This window comes from Hymenobacter crusticola, assembly GCF_002154225.1.
Taxonomy (GTDB): domain Bacteria; phylum Bacteroidota; class Bacteroidia; order Cytophagales; family Hymenobacteraceae; genus Hymenobacter; species Hymenobacter crusticola.
This window is the reverse complement of the sequence record NZ_MTSE01000013.1, coordinates 66,588-80,998: the sequence shown is the minus strand read 5'-3', so window position 1 is coordinate 80,998 and position 14,411 is coordinate 66,588. Positions and strand designations below refer to the sequence as shown.

At 57.1% G+C, this 14,411-nt stretch carries 8 protein-coding genes; 3 read left to right on the top strand and 5 right to left on the bottom strand.

The window, feature by feature from the left end:
* Positions 1-95 precede the first annotated feature (95 nt).
* A complete protein-coding gene (locus BXP70_RS20115) occupies positions 96-1,865 on the top strand; it encodes a glycoside hydrolase family 10 protein (protein WP_086595977.1) in 1,770 nt (589 codons plus the stop codon).
* A gap of 294 nt (positions 1,866-2,159) precedes the next feature.
* Here the strand turns inward: BXP70_RS20115 and BXP70_RS20110 are convergent, their stop codons facing one another.
* The 4 genes from BXP70_RS20110 to BXP70_RS20095 all read right to left on the bottom strand — a co-directional run bounded on the left by BXP70_RS20110 (position 2,160) and on the right by BXP70_RS20095 (position 9,642).
* Positions 2,160-3,272 carry an acyltransferase family protein gene (locus BXP70_RS20110; RefSeq protein WP_086595916.1) on the bottom strand — a complete coding sequence of 371 codons (1,113 nt, stop codon included), beginning with the start codon at positions 3,270-3,272 and terminating at the stop codon, positions 2,160-2,162.
* 224 nt (positions 3,273-3,496) lie between these two features.
* Positions 3,497-4,777 carry a hypothetical protein gene (locus BXP70_RS20105; RefSeq protein ID WP_086595915.1) on the bottom strand — a complete coding sequence of 427 codons (1,281 nt, stop codon included), beginning with the start codon at positions 4,775-4,777 and terminating at the stop codon, positions 3,497-3,499.
* A 35-nt stretch (positions 4,778-4,812) separates the two neighbouring features.
* Positions 4,813-6,360, bottom strand: coding sequence for a SusD/RagB family nutrient-binding outer membrane lipoprotein (locus tag BXP70_RS20100; RefSeq protein WP_086595914.1), 1,548 nt, complete (start codon positions 6,358-6,360; stop codon positions 4,813-4,815).
* A 138-nt stretch (positions 6,361-6,498) separates the two neighbouring features.
* Complete coding sequence (locus BXP70_RS20095; RefSeq protein ID WP_086595913.1) at positions 6,499-9,642, bottom strand: SusC/RagA family TonB-linked outer membrane protein; 3,144 nt, start codon at positions 9,640-9,642, stop codon at positions 6,499-6,501.
* A 459-nt stretch (positions 9,643-10,101) separates the two neighbouring features.
* Between BXP70_RS20095 and BXP70_RS20090 the strand changes: the two genes are divergently transcribed.
* Entirely contained in the window at positions 10,102-11,280 is a 1,179-nt protein-coding gene (locus BXP70_RS20090) for an acyltransferase family protein (RefSeq protein ID WP_086595912.1), read from the top strand.
* Positions 11,281-11,425: 145 nt separating this feature from the next.
* Positions 11,426-12,610, top strand: coding sequence for an acyltransferase family protein (locus BXP70_RS20085; RefSeq protein ID WP_086595911.1), 1,185 nt, complete (start codon positions 11,426-11,428; stop codon positions 12,608-12,610).
* Positions 12,611-12,638: 28 nt separating this feature from the next.
* Here the strand turns inward: BXP70_RS20085 and BXP70_RS20080 are convergent, their stop codons facing one another.
* On the bottom strand, positions 12,639-14,306 hold the full coding sequence (locus BXP70_RS20080) for a 3-(methylthio)propionyl-CoA ligase (protein WP_245849697.1): 1,668 nt from the start codon (positions 14,304-14,306) through the stop codon (positions 12,639-12,641).
* Positions 14,307-14,411: the final 105 nt, after the last annotated feature.

Below are 14,411 nucleotides of genomic sequence, written 5' to 3'. Positions count from 1 at the left end.
CGTTTTACCGGTACAAACGGGATTTGACGGCAAACTTTTGCTCCGCAAGCGAGGCGCTTGTGCGTAATTTGCACCACGTTTCTCTTTACGCGCTGATGCTCCGATCTTTTCCCACCGTTTGCTCTACTTTATTTTGTGTTGTTTGTAGCCTGTTGCTGGGGCTGTCCTTTTCCACGGAGGCGCAGCAGGTGCCGCCCAAACGCGAACTGCGCGGCGTCTGGATTGCAACGGTTGAGAATATCGATTGGCCGAGCGCCCGTGGACTGCCGGCCGAGCAGCAGCGCCGCGAGTACCGCCGTCTGCTCGACGCGCAGCAGCATAATGGCATCAACGCGGTATTTGTGCAGGTGCGGCCGTCGTCGGATGCGTTCTACCAGAGCGAAATGGAACCTTGGAGCAAGTGGCTGACGGGCCAGCAGGGCAAGGCACCTAGCCCGTACTACGATCCGCTGCTCTTCCTCGTAGAAGAAGCGCACTTGCGCGGCATGGAGTTTCACGCTTGGTTTAATCCGTACCGGGCCTCTACCGACACGGCCACGCGCAAGCTAGCCCCCAACCACCCATTTCGGAAGCACCCCGAGTGGTTCCTGCGCTATTCGGGTAAGCTGCTCTACAATCCTGGCCTGCCCGCGGTGCGCGAGTACATTACGCAGGTGATTCTAGACGTGGTACGGCGCTACGATATCGACGGGGTGCACTTCGATGACTATTTCTATCCGTATCCAGAAGTCGGTCAAGTGATTCACGATGAGCTAGCTTTTGCGGAGTATAATCCTGATGGATTGAAGCTGTCCGACTGGCGACGCCAAAATGTGAACATCCTCGTCCGGGATTTGCATGCGGCCATTCAGCAAAACAAGCGCTGGGTGAAGTTTGGCATCTCACCGTTTGGCGTGTGGATGAACCAGAACGAAAACCCCGAAGGCTCCGCCACCAAGGCTTTTCAGGGCTACACGGGCCTGTACGCCGATGCCCGTGAGTGGATGCGCCAAGGCTGGGTCGACTACATTTTGCCGCAGCTGTACTGGAGCACCAACTTCCGGGCGGCCGCTTATCCGGTGCTGGTCGATTGGTGGGCGCGCAACCACTTTGGGCGGCACCTCTACATCGGGCACGGGGCTTACCGCATGCAGGAAAGCACGCGGTCAGATACGACGTGGCGCAACCCGCGTGAGCTACCTAGGCAGGTGCGCCTCAACCGCAAGTATCCGGCAGATGTGAACGGAAGCGTGTTTTTCAGCGCCCGCTCGCTTATGGCCAACGCTAAAAAAACCACCGACTCTTTGCGCTGGCACGAGTTCCGCTACCCGGCTCTCGTACCAACTATGCCGTGGCTGGACGAAGTGCCGCCGCGCCCCGCTCAGAACGTAGTGCTCACGCGCACGGGCCCCACGGCCATGCTCACGTGGCAGCCAGGCCCTGCTGCTGCCGACGGCGACCTAGCCCGCTATTACGTGGTATACCGTTTTGCCCAAGGAGAAACCGTGACGCCCGACGACCCGCGCTACATTATCGGGCTGGTGCCGCAGCTGCCAAGCCGCGCGCCGGTGCTAGTAGATACCTCGGCGCGGGCAAATACGGCGTACGCGTACTACGTAACGGCTGTCGATCGGCTGCACAACGAAAGCGCTCCGGTGCGTGTCCTTACGACGGGCCGTTCGGCCGAGATTATCGTAGCCCAGGCACCTAGCCCAAGTACCGCGCCCATGCCAGAAGTGCCGGCTCCCACGACACGCCCCGCGCCACCCCTGCGTCCTAATGCTTCGTTGCGCCCAACGCCTTCGAATAGCACGATCAAGACCAAAGTTAAAACCAAGCACCGCAAGCGGGGTGGTTTCTTCCGGCGCTTATTTGGCGGTCGTTAGACTATCACCTCGCTCTTGGTCAGATAATTGGGAGCTTGTCTAAATCTAAAAGCCCTCTTAGCCATGTTGGTTAGGAGGGCTTTTTTAGTTCTGTGTGGATTGTTTAGGAGGCGAAACTGGCAGCTAACTTATGGCTGGAAGAACCTTTTGGTTACTGAAACAAGCCAGCCAAAAACCTAGGTAAGAACAAGCCATTGCGGGCGGGGTAGGGTGGCTACAGAGGCCTGCCACAAACAGCAGGTTCAGTTACTCTTGCACTTCAATACCGTAGTTGACTTCCACTTTTATCCTTTCTCACCCAAGTTTCGTTCTCAGCCATTTGCGAACTGGCTCATCATACCATTTCAGACTGGCATACGCTAGCGTAATACCACCTAGCAAGATCAACAACGCAGAAGGCCAAGCTTGCACGAGGGTCACGCCTTGATGATTGCTGATCCAGGCGACATAAAAATAGACCAGCGGATAATGCACCAAGTAAAGCGGATAAGAGATATCACCTAAGAATTTGCATATCCTACGTTCCGCTTGGGTATGAATCACCCCGCTTGCCCCCAGATACACTATGAGCGGAAAAACGATGATTATACACACAGATTCATAGACTCCATTCATCCAAACATGGTCAGTACCACCTATGCGCGGCATATATAAGACACTAGCAATCAAGAAGCTACATCCTAGGAAAGCATGTTTGATGTGGGTGGGTTTTGCTGTCCGTGAAAGCAACAGACCAGCAAAAAAAGGGTACATCGTTCGCGTAATACCCACGCGTACCTGTTCCGCGTTGAGTGTCCAACCGCCGCTGACATCTCCAGCAGGGCTTGTGATGGCCAAATGAGCAAGCGCTACAGCCGCAATTAATACCAAAAGACCTAGCGCTGTTTTGGAGAGCTTTCTGATGCCGATGGCGTACAGGATATTCGCAATGTATTCAAAGAACAAGGACCAGCCTACGCTATTAAGCGGGTGCATTTCCTGCCAGCCTCGTATATCTAGGGCTAAGGGAACGGGTAGGATCGTGCAACCGATGAGCAGCACCAGCAGCATTTTCCACAGGGGAATGGTATGGATGAGTGGCCAGATCGTGGAATCTGTGAAATAGAACCCGATGGCCCCAAGGACCATCCCTAGTACCACCATCGGTTGAAGCCGTTCGATCCGGCGCTTAAAGAAAGTACCGATGGTCATGTTGTGCCAGCGGTCGTCATACGCATAGCCGATCACAAAGCCGGACAATAGAAAGAAAAAGTCAACGGCCAGATAGCCGTGGTTGACTAAGATATCCAGGTGCCCAGTTCCTAAGGGCTCGGTCAGGTGAAAGGTTACAACGATAATGGCTGCGACACCACGTAAACCATCCAATATGGGGTAATGCGGCTTTGCGGAAAGGCTATCATTATTCACTGGCCCTTGGGTATAGAACGTAGAGTGTAGTAATGAAATGGTGAAAGTTTGCGCTGTATCCGTTCAAGAACGCCTTCATGTTGTCGCCCTGGATCATGCTTATTGCTAGGATACAGGATCAGCGGCGAGCAGGAGGTGCTTCATGTGCGGTGAAGCTAAGAAAAAGCCCCGACTGGGTAGGCTTGGCCTTACTCAATCGGGGCTTTTCAACTAATAACCTGTTGTTAGAGCGAGCGGTACTCGAATTTCACGCGCGCAATGGAGCTATTCGTACCGAGGCGAACACCGGTAATGCGCAGCAGCATTACCTCGCCCGTGCCACGTACTTTCACGGCGTACACGCTGCCGACGGCGGCGCTACCTAGGTCTGCTACGAGCGTGTTTTGGAACACGAAGTTGCCGACGGTATTAGCCGACGATTGCGTGTAGTAGGTAGCTGGCACCAGCGAAGCGGGAACTTGGAAAACCCGCGTGGTGTTGCCGGCGGCCAGCGTGACGCTGGTAGCCGTGGAACCCGTAGCAATCAAGTCTTTGGCTGTAGCCGCGTTGGCGGCGGGTTCATTCTGACCTAGCTTTAGGTTGAAGGCCAGCGAGTCGGGGGAGGAGCCGGGGCCGAAGCTCACGGACCCGCGCCGCACCGTTGGCAAGGGCGTTGGGGCGGCCACCGTGATGGCCGGCGTTACTACGCTGGCCGCGTAGGGCTGAGAGCTAGGTGCTGGTTTGGAGTAAGCGACGAATACAAACTGAACAGACTGACCCGTAGTGGCGGCCGTCGGAACGCGCAGGTCGATGGTGCGGGTGTTGGCGGCGCCCGTTGTGGGGTTGCGTACCGAGCCGATGCGTACGGGCGTCTGCGTTCCGATTTGGTAGAAGTACGATAAGCTATCCACGGCCTTAAACAGCGTCGACGTGGTTGGCGTGGTCGGGACGGTGGCAATACCGCCTTCATTAATCACCAGCGAATATCCAACTAAGTCGTTGGCGCTTTGAGCCGTTGCGGCTAAGCCGTTGCGGTACGTAATCGGCGCTGTAGCTGCTAGCTTAAGGGTAGGTGCGGCGGCCACGTTGTAGGTGAAGCGGCGCATCCGCGAACCGCCGTTGGTGAAGTTCGTCGTCACGTCAACCCGCACGGCAGTTTTGTTGGCTAGGTTTGCCGGTACCACGTATTCTATTGGCTGGATTAGCAGCTTAGAAGTAGGATCTACAAACGGGTTATTCACGGGATACGTGCCTACTACCATCGAATCCTGATTGGCCACGACCTGAAAGATGGTGAAGTCGCGCACCTGATCCGTTTGGTTGTAGCCCATAAAAATCGTGATGGTTTCGCTCGGTGCGTACTTGGTGATAGTCGTTACGTTGGCGCCGAGCAACGCTAGGCCCGGCTCCGATTGCAGCTGGTAGTACGTATCGACGGGCTCTTTTTCGCAGCTCGCCAGCCCGTAGGCGACGAGGCCAAGCAGCACGAACGAGCGCAGGGTCGTGAAAAGTTGAGAGTATGTCATGGAGATAAAGCAGAGAAGCGTCAGCGAAAGGACAGTTAGGGCTGGTCGAACCACATAGGCCGCGTGATGTAGTCGGGGTCGTTGCCGCCGATGCGCGCAATCTCATTGGGGTTATACAGCACCTCGGTTGCGCCCGGCAACAAACGCCGTGGGAAGCGGTCCTTATAATCTGGCTTGCTCGCCAAGGTGGAATTCACATTGAGCGTGGGGTACACGAAGTTCACGTAGATCGTCGGGTCGAAGTCCAAGCGGCGCAGGTCCGACCACGAATCTGGGTTCAGGAACATCGCAATGTACTTCTGCTCCATAATGCGGCGTAGCGTCAGGTCAGTTTCACTTACCGTTTGGGCCACTGCGCTACTCGCTAGGTACGCCGTAATCTGCGCTTCGCTGATGGTGGGAAACGTAACGGCCGGTGCCGAGAACGTGCCGCCGACGCCAATTTTGCGCATGTGCGCCTGAATACCAGCCCGGTACGCCGCTAGTGCCCGCGTCTTATTACCAGCTCGGAAAGCGGCTTCGGCTTCGATAAACTTCAGCTCGTGGTAGGTGATGACTTCAAAGTAACCTAGGTCGCGGGCGTACCAGCTAGCGTAAAAGTCAGTGATGGTAGAGCCGGGCGTTAGGTTCGTTGTCGTGCCCGCGCCGGGGTCGGCCCCGGTGCTGGTGGTAGGCGCCATGATGCCAAACCGCGGATCGACGACGCCAGGATAGGTGGTGCCGTTCAGGTACTTGATGATATTCGTGGAGAACGTGGCCGTTCCAAAGTTCGCCCGCGTCGTGCCGAAGATATTAGTGGTATTAGTCAGCGGCGAAACGGCCGTTTGATACTGAATCTGCGCGTCGTCGGCTGTGGAAGTGAAGGCTTTGTCGCACAACGCGAGTACTGCGTTTGGGTTATAGCTACTCTTCTTTGTTAGATGTTGCAACTGCCGGGCCTTCAGGGCGTAGCATAGCTTCACCCATTTTGCCGGGTCGCCTTTATACAGAATGTCGCCACTCTCGCTGGGGGTGGTGCTGTACAGCGCCCGGAAGTTTTCCGACGACGGCCGGCTCATTTCCACAATGCCCTCGTCGAGCAACTGGTTGATGTTGCCATAGATCTGTTCCTGCGGATCGTACTTGGGCGTGTAGTTGGCGCCGCCTTGGTAGGCTTCGCTGTAGGGCACATCGCCGAGCATGTCCGTCACGTGGGCCAGAATCACAGCCTGCATGATCTTGCCAGCCCCCACGTAGTACGGCGAGCCTTCTTCCTGCGCCGCCTTAATCATGGGCGGAATATTGCCCCCCGATTGAAAGTAGGAGTAGTTGAAGGTGTTCGTGCTGTTGGCGTTCGTGAGGTAGTACTGGTCGTTGCCGCCGCTGTTGCGGGTGCGGCTCACGAGGTACTGCGTGATGTAGGGCGTGCGCAAGGCCGTGAACATCTGCGTTTGAATGCCATTGCTGATGATGCCCGGCAGCAGGAAGTTCGGAGTAGACGAAATGGGGTTGTTGGGGTTGTCGTTTACGTCGAGGTACTTCTCGCACGACGTGAGCGTGCCGCCCCCCAGCAGCAGCCCCAGAAATAGAAGATATTTTTTCATGAGTTGAAGTTGATCCTTGGTGGCTAACCGACCTAGGTCCTGCCGCTGCTTTGGTACCGGTAGTAAAAGCGCCGGTGAGCGGATGAATTGCGCGGAATAGCAGAGCCAAACCACCTAGGTCGATGAAAGCCTATGTAATTAGAAATTGACTCGCAGGCCCATGTCCACCCCGCGCGTGGCGGGGATGTTGCCGTAGTCGAGGCCACCCGAACCACCGCCGCGCACGCCGGAGCCAGCTGTGGCCGTTTCGGGGTCGGTACCGGTGTATTTGGTCAGCAGCACGAGGTTACGGCCCGTCACGCTCAGCTCCACTCCTTTAATAAAGGTGCGGTTGGCGAGCAACGAAGCAGGCAGCGCGTAGCTCAGCGTCACGTAGCGCAGGCGAGCCCAGGAGCCGTCTTCAATGAAGGCAGTACCCACCCGACCTAGGGTCGAAACGAAATAAGCTTGGGTCAGCTCCACGGGCCGCGTGTTTTGCACGTAGCTGGTGGTGCCGTCGGCGTTTTTCTGCGCCACTACGCCATCGAATACGGTCTGCTTGTAGCGGTCCAGTGTGCGCTTGGAAGTACCAGTGGCCGTTTGGTACAAGTCGTTTCCATTTACTACTACACCACCCTTGCGGAAGTCCATGAGCGACGTCAGCGACAAGCCTTTGTAGGTGAAGGTGTTGGTGAGTTGTACCGTGTACTTCGGAGCCCGGTTGCCAGCGTAGATGAAGTTAGTGTTCACCGATGGGTAGCCGCTGGCGCCAATCAGGATTTTACCAAACTCGGGGCTATTCGTATCGGTCACGCGCACAAAATCGGTGGCGGCAATGCCCGAAATAGACCGGCCGGGGAAGGCGCCCCCTTCATGCACATCTGTAACAAACGCATCCGACTGGTACACCACCGTCAGGGGGAAAGGCAGCGACTCAACCCGGTTAGTATTATGGTAGAAGTTAGCTAGCACATCCCAGGTAAAGCCGCTGTGCGTCTTGATCGGCGTGCCCGATAGCGCAATTTCCTGGCCTTCGTTCGTCACGACGCCCCCGTTGATGTATTGCAAAATGAAGCCAGTAGCCTGACTCACGCGCGGGGCAATGAGCTGGTCGCGGGTGCGGGTATAGTAGTAGTTGAAGTCGAGGCTGAGGCGGTTTTTGAAGAACTGTAAGTTCACCCCGCCTTCGTAGGAGCGGGTGCGCTCTGGCTTGAGAATGGGATTGGAGCCGAAAAAGTCGTTGCGGAAGCCTCCTCCGATGTAGGTGTTCGTGGTGAGCGGCGACTGCACGCGGTACGGTCCCGTGTCGCGGCCCACTTCGGCCACCGACGCCCGAACCTTGCCGTAGTTCAGGATTGGGTTCTGCTCCAGACCTAGGATCTTGGTGAACTCATACCCGAGGCCCACCGAGCCATAGGCGAAGCCTTTGCCGAAGATCTTGCCTTCGTTGGGGCGCGGCAGGGTAGAGGATTTGTCGTAGCGAATCTGCGCTTCTAACAGCAGCTGATCAAACACGGCCATGTTCAGGCGCGCAAAGGAGCCGATCAGCCGGCGAATAGAATTGCGTTCCAGTGCCCCGCGGTTTACCGTGTTGTTGATGCCGACAAAGTTCGGGTTCTGGAAAATCAGACCTAGGTAGTCCACAGCATCCACGCGATTCTGCTCGATGGTGTTGCCGAGCAGCAGCGTGCCCCGCAGGTTTTGGCTGAACTGGTGGTTGAAGTTCGCAAGGGTCGTGGCCGTCAGCTGGCGGGTCTGGTCTACCGTTTGGGCGATGCCGCCGTTCTGGTTGCCTACCTGTGAGGTGCCCACCGCCCGCACCGACTGCGTACGGGCCGTGTAAAAGTCAGTACCAATGTTATGGCTCAATGTTACCCATTTGAAGGGCGTAAAGCTCAGCTGCGCGTTGCCGATGAAACGGTTAGTGCGGTCAGTTTGCGGGTTTTTCTGCACCGACCAATACGGGTTGTCGGCGTCGTTGTCGGTGCCGTTGCCGAGTGCCAGCAAACGGCGGCGCGAGCCATCGGGGTTTAGGTAGTTGCGGGCGTCATCGTTGCGGGGCCAGTTGAGCAAGCTCAGCAGAAAGCCGCCCGACGAGCCAAACAAACCAGGGCCTTGCAGTGGCCGCTCAGCACCCGAGTTAAGGTACTGCGCGGAGCCAGTTACGCTGAACTTCGGCGAAATTTGGGCCGTGCCCGATACGCGCACGGTGGTCTTGTCATACTTGCTCTGTGGCGTTACGCCGGTTTGCTTCAGGTTGGAAGCCGACAACGCAAAGGTGGCTTTCTCCGAGCCACCCGACATGTTCAGGAAGTTCTGGTACGAGTAGCCTTTCTGAAAAAAGTCCTCTAGGTTGTTGTACACGGTTTGGCCGGGCGCAAAGCGCGGGCCCCACGAGTTGCGTGTGGTAGCGTCAAAAACACCGCCGGAGCCCTGCTGGTACTGATCCTGCAACTTGGGGAAGCGGTTTACTTCATCCACCGAAAACTGCGTCCGGTAGTTGAGGGTAGTCGTGCCTGCTTTGCCCTTCTTCGTGGTAATCACGACGGCGCCGTTGGCCGCGTTCAGCCCGTAGATAGCGGCGGCGGCGGGTCCTTTCAGCACCGTGATGCTGGCAATGTCTTCGGGGTTGATGTCGCCGGCCCGGTTAGCCGAACCCACTGACCTACCTAGGAGGCCGTTGAAAGCCGACCCACCACCGGGCGCGGTGCTTTCCTGGAATGACGAGTTATCCATGATCATCCCGTCAATCACGAACAGCGGCTGGTTGTTGCCGTCCAGCGAGGTGCCACCCCGGATGACGATAGAGGCCCCTTCGCCGGCGCCACCGCCCGAGCTAGTAATGTTTACGCCCGCTACTTTGCCCTGTAAGGCATTCACCACGTTGGGCTGCCGCGAATCAATGATGTCCTTGGATTGCACCGTTTGCACGCTCGACACCAAGTCTCGCTTGTCTTGGGCCACGCCGTAGCCGGTCACTACTACCTCGTCGAGGCTCTTGGTGTCGGTTGCTAGGCTCACGTCGATGGTGTTGTTATCGACCTTGCGCTCAACGGCAGTGTAGCCAATAAAGCTGATAACCAGCGTGCTGCCTTCCGGAACATTAGGCAGGGTGTAGCGCCCTTCGCCGTTGGTCTGGGTGCCGTTGGTGGTGCCTTTCACTACCACGTTCACGCCAGGCAGCGGCGTGCGGTCGGCGGCACCAGTTACCACACCCGTAATGGTGCGCGTGGTCTGAGCAAAACCGTGGCTGGACCACAGGAACACGCTCAGGGCCATGAAAAACCATAAAAGTTTTTTCATTGGAAATGGGTAAGAATGAAGAAAAAGAAATAAAAAAGGAGCGGCCGGAACTACGCTACATACTGTAGGATTCCGGCCGAAAACGTGCCTGCTAGTGAGAGAAGAATAAACAACAGCAGGTAGTCATGGAACGCAGCAGAATAGAGACTAAATACACCAGCTTAGCGCCTCAAGATCAGCCGCTAAAAACCTCAATCTAAAAAGCTGACCTAGGTTAGTCAACTATATAAGCGATTCGCAATGTTGATTTTAGCTGATCTTACAGGTTAATTGAGCGCAGCGAAACCTAGGGATTGTTCATAATAAATTGATAATGTGCGCTATCCATAATCTAGATTCGGCTGGTTGCCTTCTTAGTTCCAGCCACAATTTTTGCTGAGCAGCTTCCACGCTAAAAAGCTAGCTTAGCGAAGTGGTGGCTAGGGTAGCTGCCTAGGCATCTTTCTCTTCACGCTCCTTATGCAAGCTACTACTCAAGCTGCCGTGCAGACTACCGCTAGCGTCCCGCTGGTGGAGGCCTCGCAGCCCGGCCGACTCGTGTCGCTCGACGTGTTCCGCGGTATCACCGTGATGGCCATGATTCTGGTGAACAATCCCGGCGACTGGGGCCACATCTACGCGCCACTGGAGCACGCCAAGTGGAACGGCTGCACGCCTACCGACCTGATCTTTCCCTTCTTTTTGTTCATTGTGGGCGTGTCGCTGGTGTATGCGCTTAGCTCGGCCAAGCAGGCGACGCAGGGGCAAAGCCAGGTCGTGATGCGCATCGTGCGGCGGGCGACGGTGCTCTACGGGCTAGGGCTGTTTGGGGCGTTATTCCCGAGCTTCGACTTTAGCACCGTGCGCCTCCCTGGCGTGTTGGCGCGCATTGCTCTCGTGTTTTTAGTTTGCGGCATCCTCTTTCTAAAAACGAATTGGCGCACCCAGGCGTGGCTATTGCTCGGCATCCTCGTAACTTATAATGTGCTGATGCAGCTCGTGCCGGTGCCGGGTTATGGCCCCGCCAACCTCAACCCCGAAACAAACCTAGGTGCCTGGCTCGACCGCCTTATGCTGGGCGAAAACCATCTGTGGAAAAGCAGCCGTACCTGGGACCCCGAAGGCCTGCTAAGCACCCTGCCTGCCGTGGGTACCGGCCTAGCCGGTATGCTCACCGCCCAGTGGCTACGGCGCTCCGACCTCGATGCCGCCACCCGAGTAGCATGGCTGTGCGTAGTGGGCGGCACAGCGGTGGTGCTCGGTATGATTTGGAATGGCTGGTTTCCGATCAATAAAGCGTTGTGGACTAGTTCCTTTGTGCTTTACACGGGTGGGTTGGCCGCTGCTTCGCTAGGTATGCTCTACTGGCTCTGCGACGTGCACGGCTTTCGGGGCTGGATCAAGCCATTCTTGGTGTTTGGGGTAAATGCCATTACTGTGTTCTTCCTGTCGGGCTTGGTGCCCCGGCTACTCAACATGATCAAGCTGCCGGGCGCCGATGGCACGCCGACGGGGCTGCGCACCTGGCTTTACGACACATTCTTTGTGCCTTACTTCAGCCCGATCAATGCCTCACTGGCCGGCGCTATTGTTTGCGTGCTGATTTGGCTTGGCATCTTGTGGGTGATGTATGAAAAGCGCATCATTATTAAGGTCTGAATAAATACCCCGTAACTCGGCAGCGCATCTGAACAAAGAGAAAGGCATAAGAACCCGCCCAGAATAGTCTTTGCTGGGTTCAAGGGAAAAGTACGGCGCAACCTCTGGCGCTGCCACTCGCTTCATTATACTATCACGCTTACGTATGCCTACTACCACCCAAGCCGCCCAAGCGACTACTGGCGCTGCCCCGCTCGCCGAAGCTTCGGGACCTAGCCGCCTGTTGTCCTTGGATGTGTTTCGGGGCCTGACGGTGCTGCTGATGATGCTCGTCAACTTCGCCGGCGACTGGCGTTATTATTATGAGCCCATCATGCACGCTCCCTGGAACGGGTGCCGCCCCAGCGACTTAGTATTTCCGGGCTTCGTGTTTATCGTCGGGGTATCGTTGGTGTATGCCCTCGCCTCTACCCGCCCCGACCCCGCCCGCCACAAGCAGGCATTGGGGCGTGTAGCTCGCCGAGCGGCTATCATGCTGGTGCTAGGCATGCTCATCGCCTTGCTGCCGCACTTTTACTTTACGAGCTTCCGCATCCCCGGGGTGTTGCAACGCATTGCGCTCGTCTTCCTAGCGTGCAGCATCCTCTTCCTGAAAACGAGCTGGCGCACGCAGTTCTGGACGCTAGTGGGTTTGCTGGTGGGCTACAACGTCCTGATGCAATTGGTGCCGGTGCCGGATTATGGACCCGCCAACCTCGACCCCGAAACAAACCTAGGGGCCTGGCTCGATCGACTACTATTTCGGCCGGCTCACCTGATGTCGGATCAGGGGGGCTGGGATGCGGAAAGTCTGCTTGGTACCTTACCCGCCATCGGGACGGGCCTGCTTGGGGTGCTGGCTGGCCAGTGGCTGCGCCGCCCTGGCGTGAGCCCAACCAACAAAGTCGTGTGGCTATTTGTGGCGGGCAGCTTCGCTATCGTGTTAGGCCTGATTTGGAACGGCTGGTTTCCCATCAACAAGAACCTGTGGACCAGCTCTTATGTGCTTTACTCGGGCGGCATTCTTACGCTGGTGTTGGCTACACTCTACTGGCTCTGCGATGTGCAGGGCTTTCGCGGCGCCTGGACCACATTTTTTCGGATCTACGGCGTGAATGCCTTCGCCGTGTACTTTCTCTCCGAAGCCGTCGATCGGGTCATTTCGCGCTTAAAACTGCACGACGCCACCGGCGAAAAAGTATACATCCGCGACTGGCTCTACACCCACTACTTCGTGCCACACTTCACCGATTTGCACCACGCCTCCCTGGCCTGGGCCCTAGCTTATCTGGTGCTTTGGACCTTGGTGCTAGCGTGGCTCTACCGCCGCCAAATTATTATTAAGGTGTGAAGAAAAATAAGAACAGGACCTAGCTTCCCTAAAACACATACCCTGCAAAATCCTGCCGGAGCTTGGTTTTGAGCAGCTTGCCGGTGGCGGTGTGCGGCAGTTGTTCCACAAACTCCACAGCATCGGGCTTCCACCAGTGGGCTACTTTGCCTTCGAAAAACTGCAACAGCTCTTCCGGGCTTACGTCCAGGCCGGGTTTGCGCACAACTACCAACAGGGGCCGCTCGCTCCACTTCGGGTGCGGGATGCCAATCACGGCGGCTTCGGCCACGGCGGGGTGGGCCACGGCTAGGTTTTCGAGGTCGATGGAGCTGATCCACTCGCCGCCCGATTTAATCACGTCCTTCGAGCGGTCGGTGATTTGCATGAAGCCGTCGGGGTCGATGGTGGCCACGTCGCCGGTGCGGAACCAGCCGCTGGCCGTTAGCTGGCCAGGGTGCGCCGTGCCGAAATAGTCGCCTACGATGAAGGGGCCGCGCACCAGCAAGTCGCCGAAGGCTACGCCATCGTGCGGCAGTTCCTGGCCTTCGTCATCTACGATCTTCATATCTACGCCGAAGATCAAGCGGCCTTGCTTGGTTTTGAGGGCAAACTGCTCGTCTTCGGAAAGCTGGAGGTTTTTAATCTTGAGCGTGCTCACGGTGCCGAGCGGACTGGTTTCCGTCATGCCCCAGGCGTGCCGAATCTCAATGCCTAGCTCTTGGTCGAAGGCTTTTAGCAATGTGGGTGGGCAGGAAGCGCCGCCCACGATCATGCGCTTCAGGGTGCCAAACCGCAGCTTTTTCTCCCGCATGAAGGTGAGCAGCCCAAACCAGATGGTGGGTACCCCAGCCGTGAACGTCACGCCTTCCTGCTCAAACAATTCGAATAAGCTAGCGGCGTCGAGGCCGGGACCAGGCAGCACCAGCTTGCAGCCATTAAGCGGCGTCATGTACGGAATGCCCCAGGCATTGACGTGAAACATAGGTACCACGGGCAGAACCACATCCCGCGAGGAGCAGTTGAAACAGTCGGGCAGGGAGGCGGCGTAGCTGTGCAGCAGCGTGGAGCGGTGGGAGTAGAGCACGCCCTTGGGCTCGTCGGTGGTGCCGGACGTGTAGCAGAAGGAAGAAGCGGTGTTTTCGTCAAACACGGGCCATTCATACGCAGTGCTTTGAGCCGCCAGCAGCTCCTCGTAGCAGTGCAAAGCAAAAATGGCCGCGTTGGCGGGCATGTGGGCGCGGTCGGAGAGCAAGATCCAGCCTTCCACAGCAGGGCAAAGGGGGGCCAGCCGTTCTACTAGCGGCAAGAAAGTTAGGTCGAAGAAGATAAACCGGTCGGCGGCGTGGTTGATGATGTACACTAGCTGCTCCGGGAACAGGCGCGGGTTGATGGTGTGGCACACCGCCCCGAGCCCTGACACGCCGTAGTACAGCTCAAAATGGCGGTGGGTGTTCCAGGCCAGTGTCCCAACCCGGTCGCCGGTCGTGACGCCGAGCGCCAGCAACGCGTTAGCGAGCTGCTTGGCCCGCTCGTGGGCGGCGTGGTAACTGTAGCGGTGAATGCTGCCTTCGGGCAGGCGGGAGACAATTTCAGTATCAGCGTGCCACTTCGCCGCGTGCTCCAGGAGCCCGGCAATGCGCAGCGGCTGATTCATCATCAGACCTAGCATAGGTGGAGTGGGTGGGGTGGAATAGATCAGGTTTAAAGTAGCCATTTTCCCCGAACAACCACGCGCTGCGTGCTGAGCCGAATGCAAAACCAACTCATCAGCAGGCATACGAGGGCATTCAGCACCAACGGAAGTAGAAGCACATGAACT

What these genes read in the sequence shown, in the direction of transcription:
- BXP70_RS20115 (WP_086595977.1), top strand. Translation starts at nt 96, where the DNA reads ATGCTCCGATCTTTTCCCACCGTTTGCTCTACTTTATTTTGTGTTGTT.
- BXP70_RS20105 (WP_086595915.1), bottom strand. Translation starts at nt 4,777, where the DNA reads ATGACATACTCTCAACTTTTCACGACCCTGCGCTCGTTCGTGCTGCTT.
- BXP70_RS20100 (WP_086595914.1), bottom strand. Translation starts at nt 6,360, where the DNA reads ATGAAAAAATATCTTCTATTTCTGGGGCTGCTGCTGGGGGGCGGCACG.
- BXP70_RS20095 (WP_086595913.1), bottom strand. Translation starts at nt 9,642, where the DNA reads ATGAAAAAACTTTTATGGTTTTTCATGGCCCTGAGCGTGTTCCTGTGG.
- BXP70_RS20090 (WP_086595912.1), top strand. Translation starts at nt 10,102, where the DNA reads ATGCAAGCTACTACTCAAGCTGCCGTGCAGACTACCGCTAGCGTCCCG.
- BXP70_RS20085 (WP_086595911.1), top strand. Translation starts at nt 11,426, where the DNA reads ATGCCTACTACCACCCAAGCCGCCCAAGCGACTACTGGCGCTGCCCCG.
- BXP70_RS20080 (WP_245849697.1), bottom strand. Translation starts at nt 14,306, where the DNA reads ATGGCTACTTTAAACCTGATCTATTCCACCCCACCCACTCCACCTATG.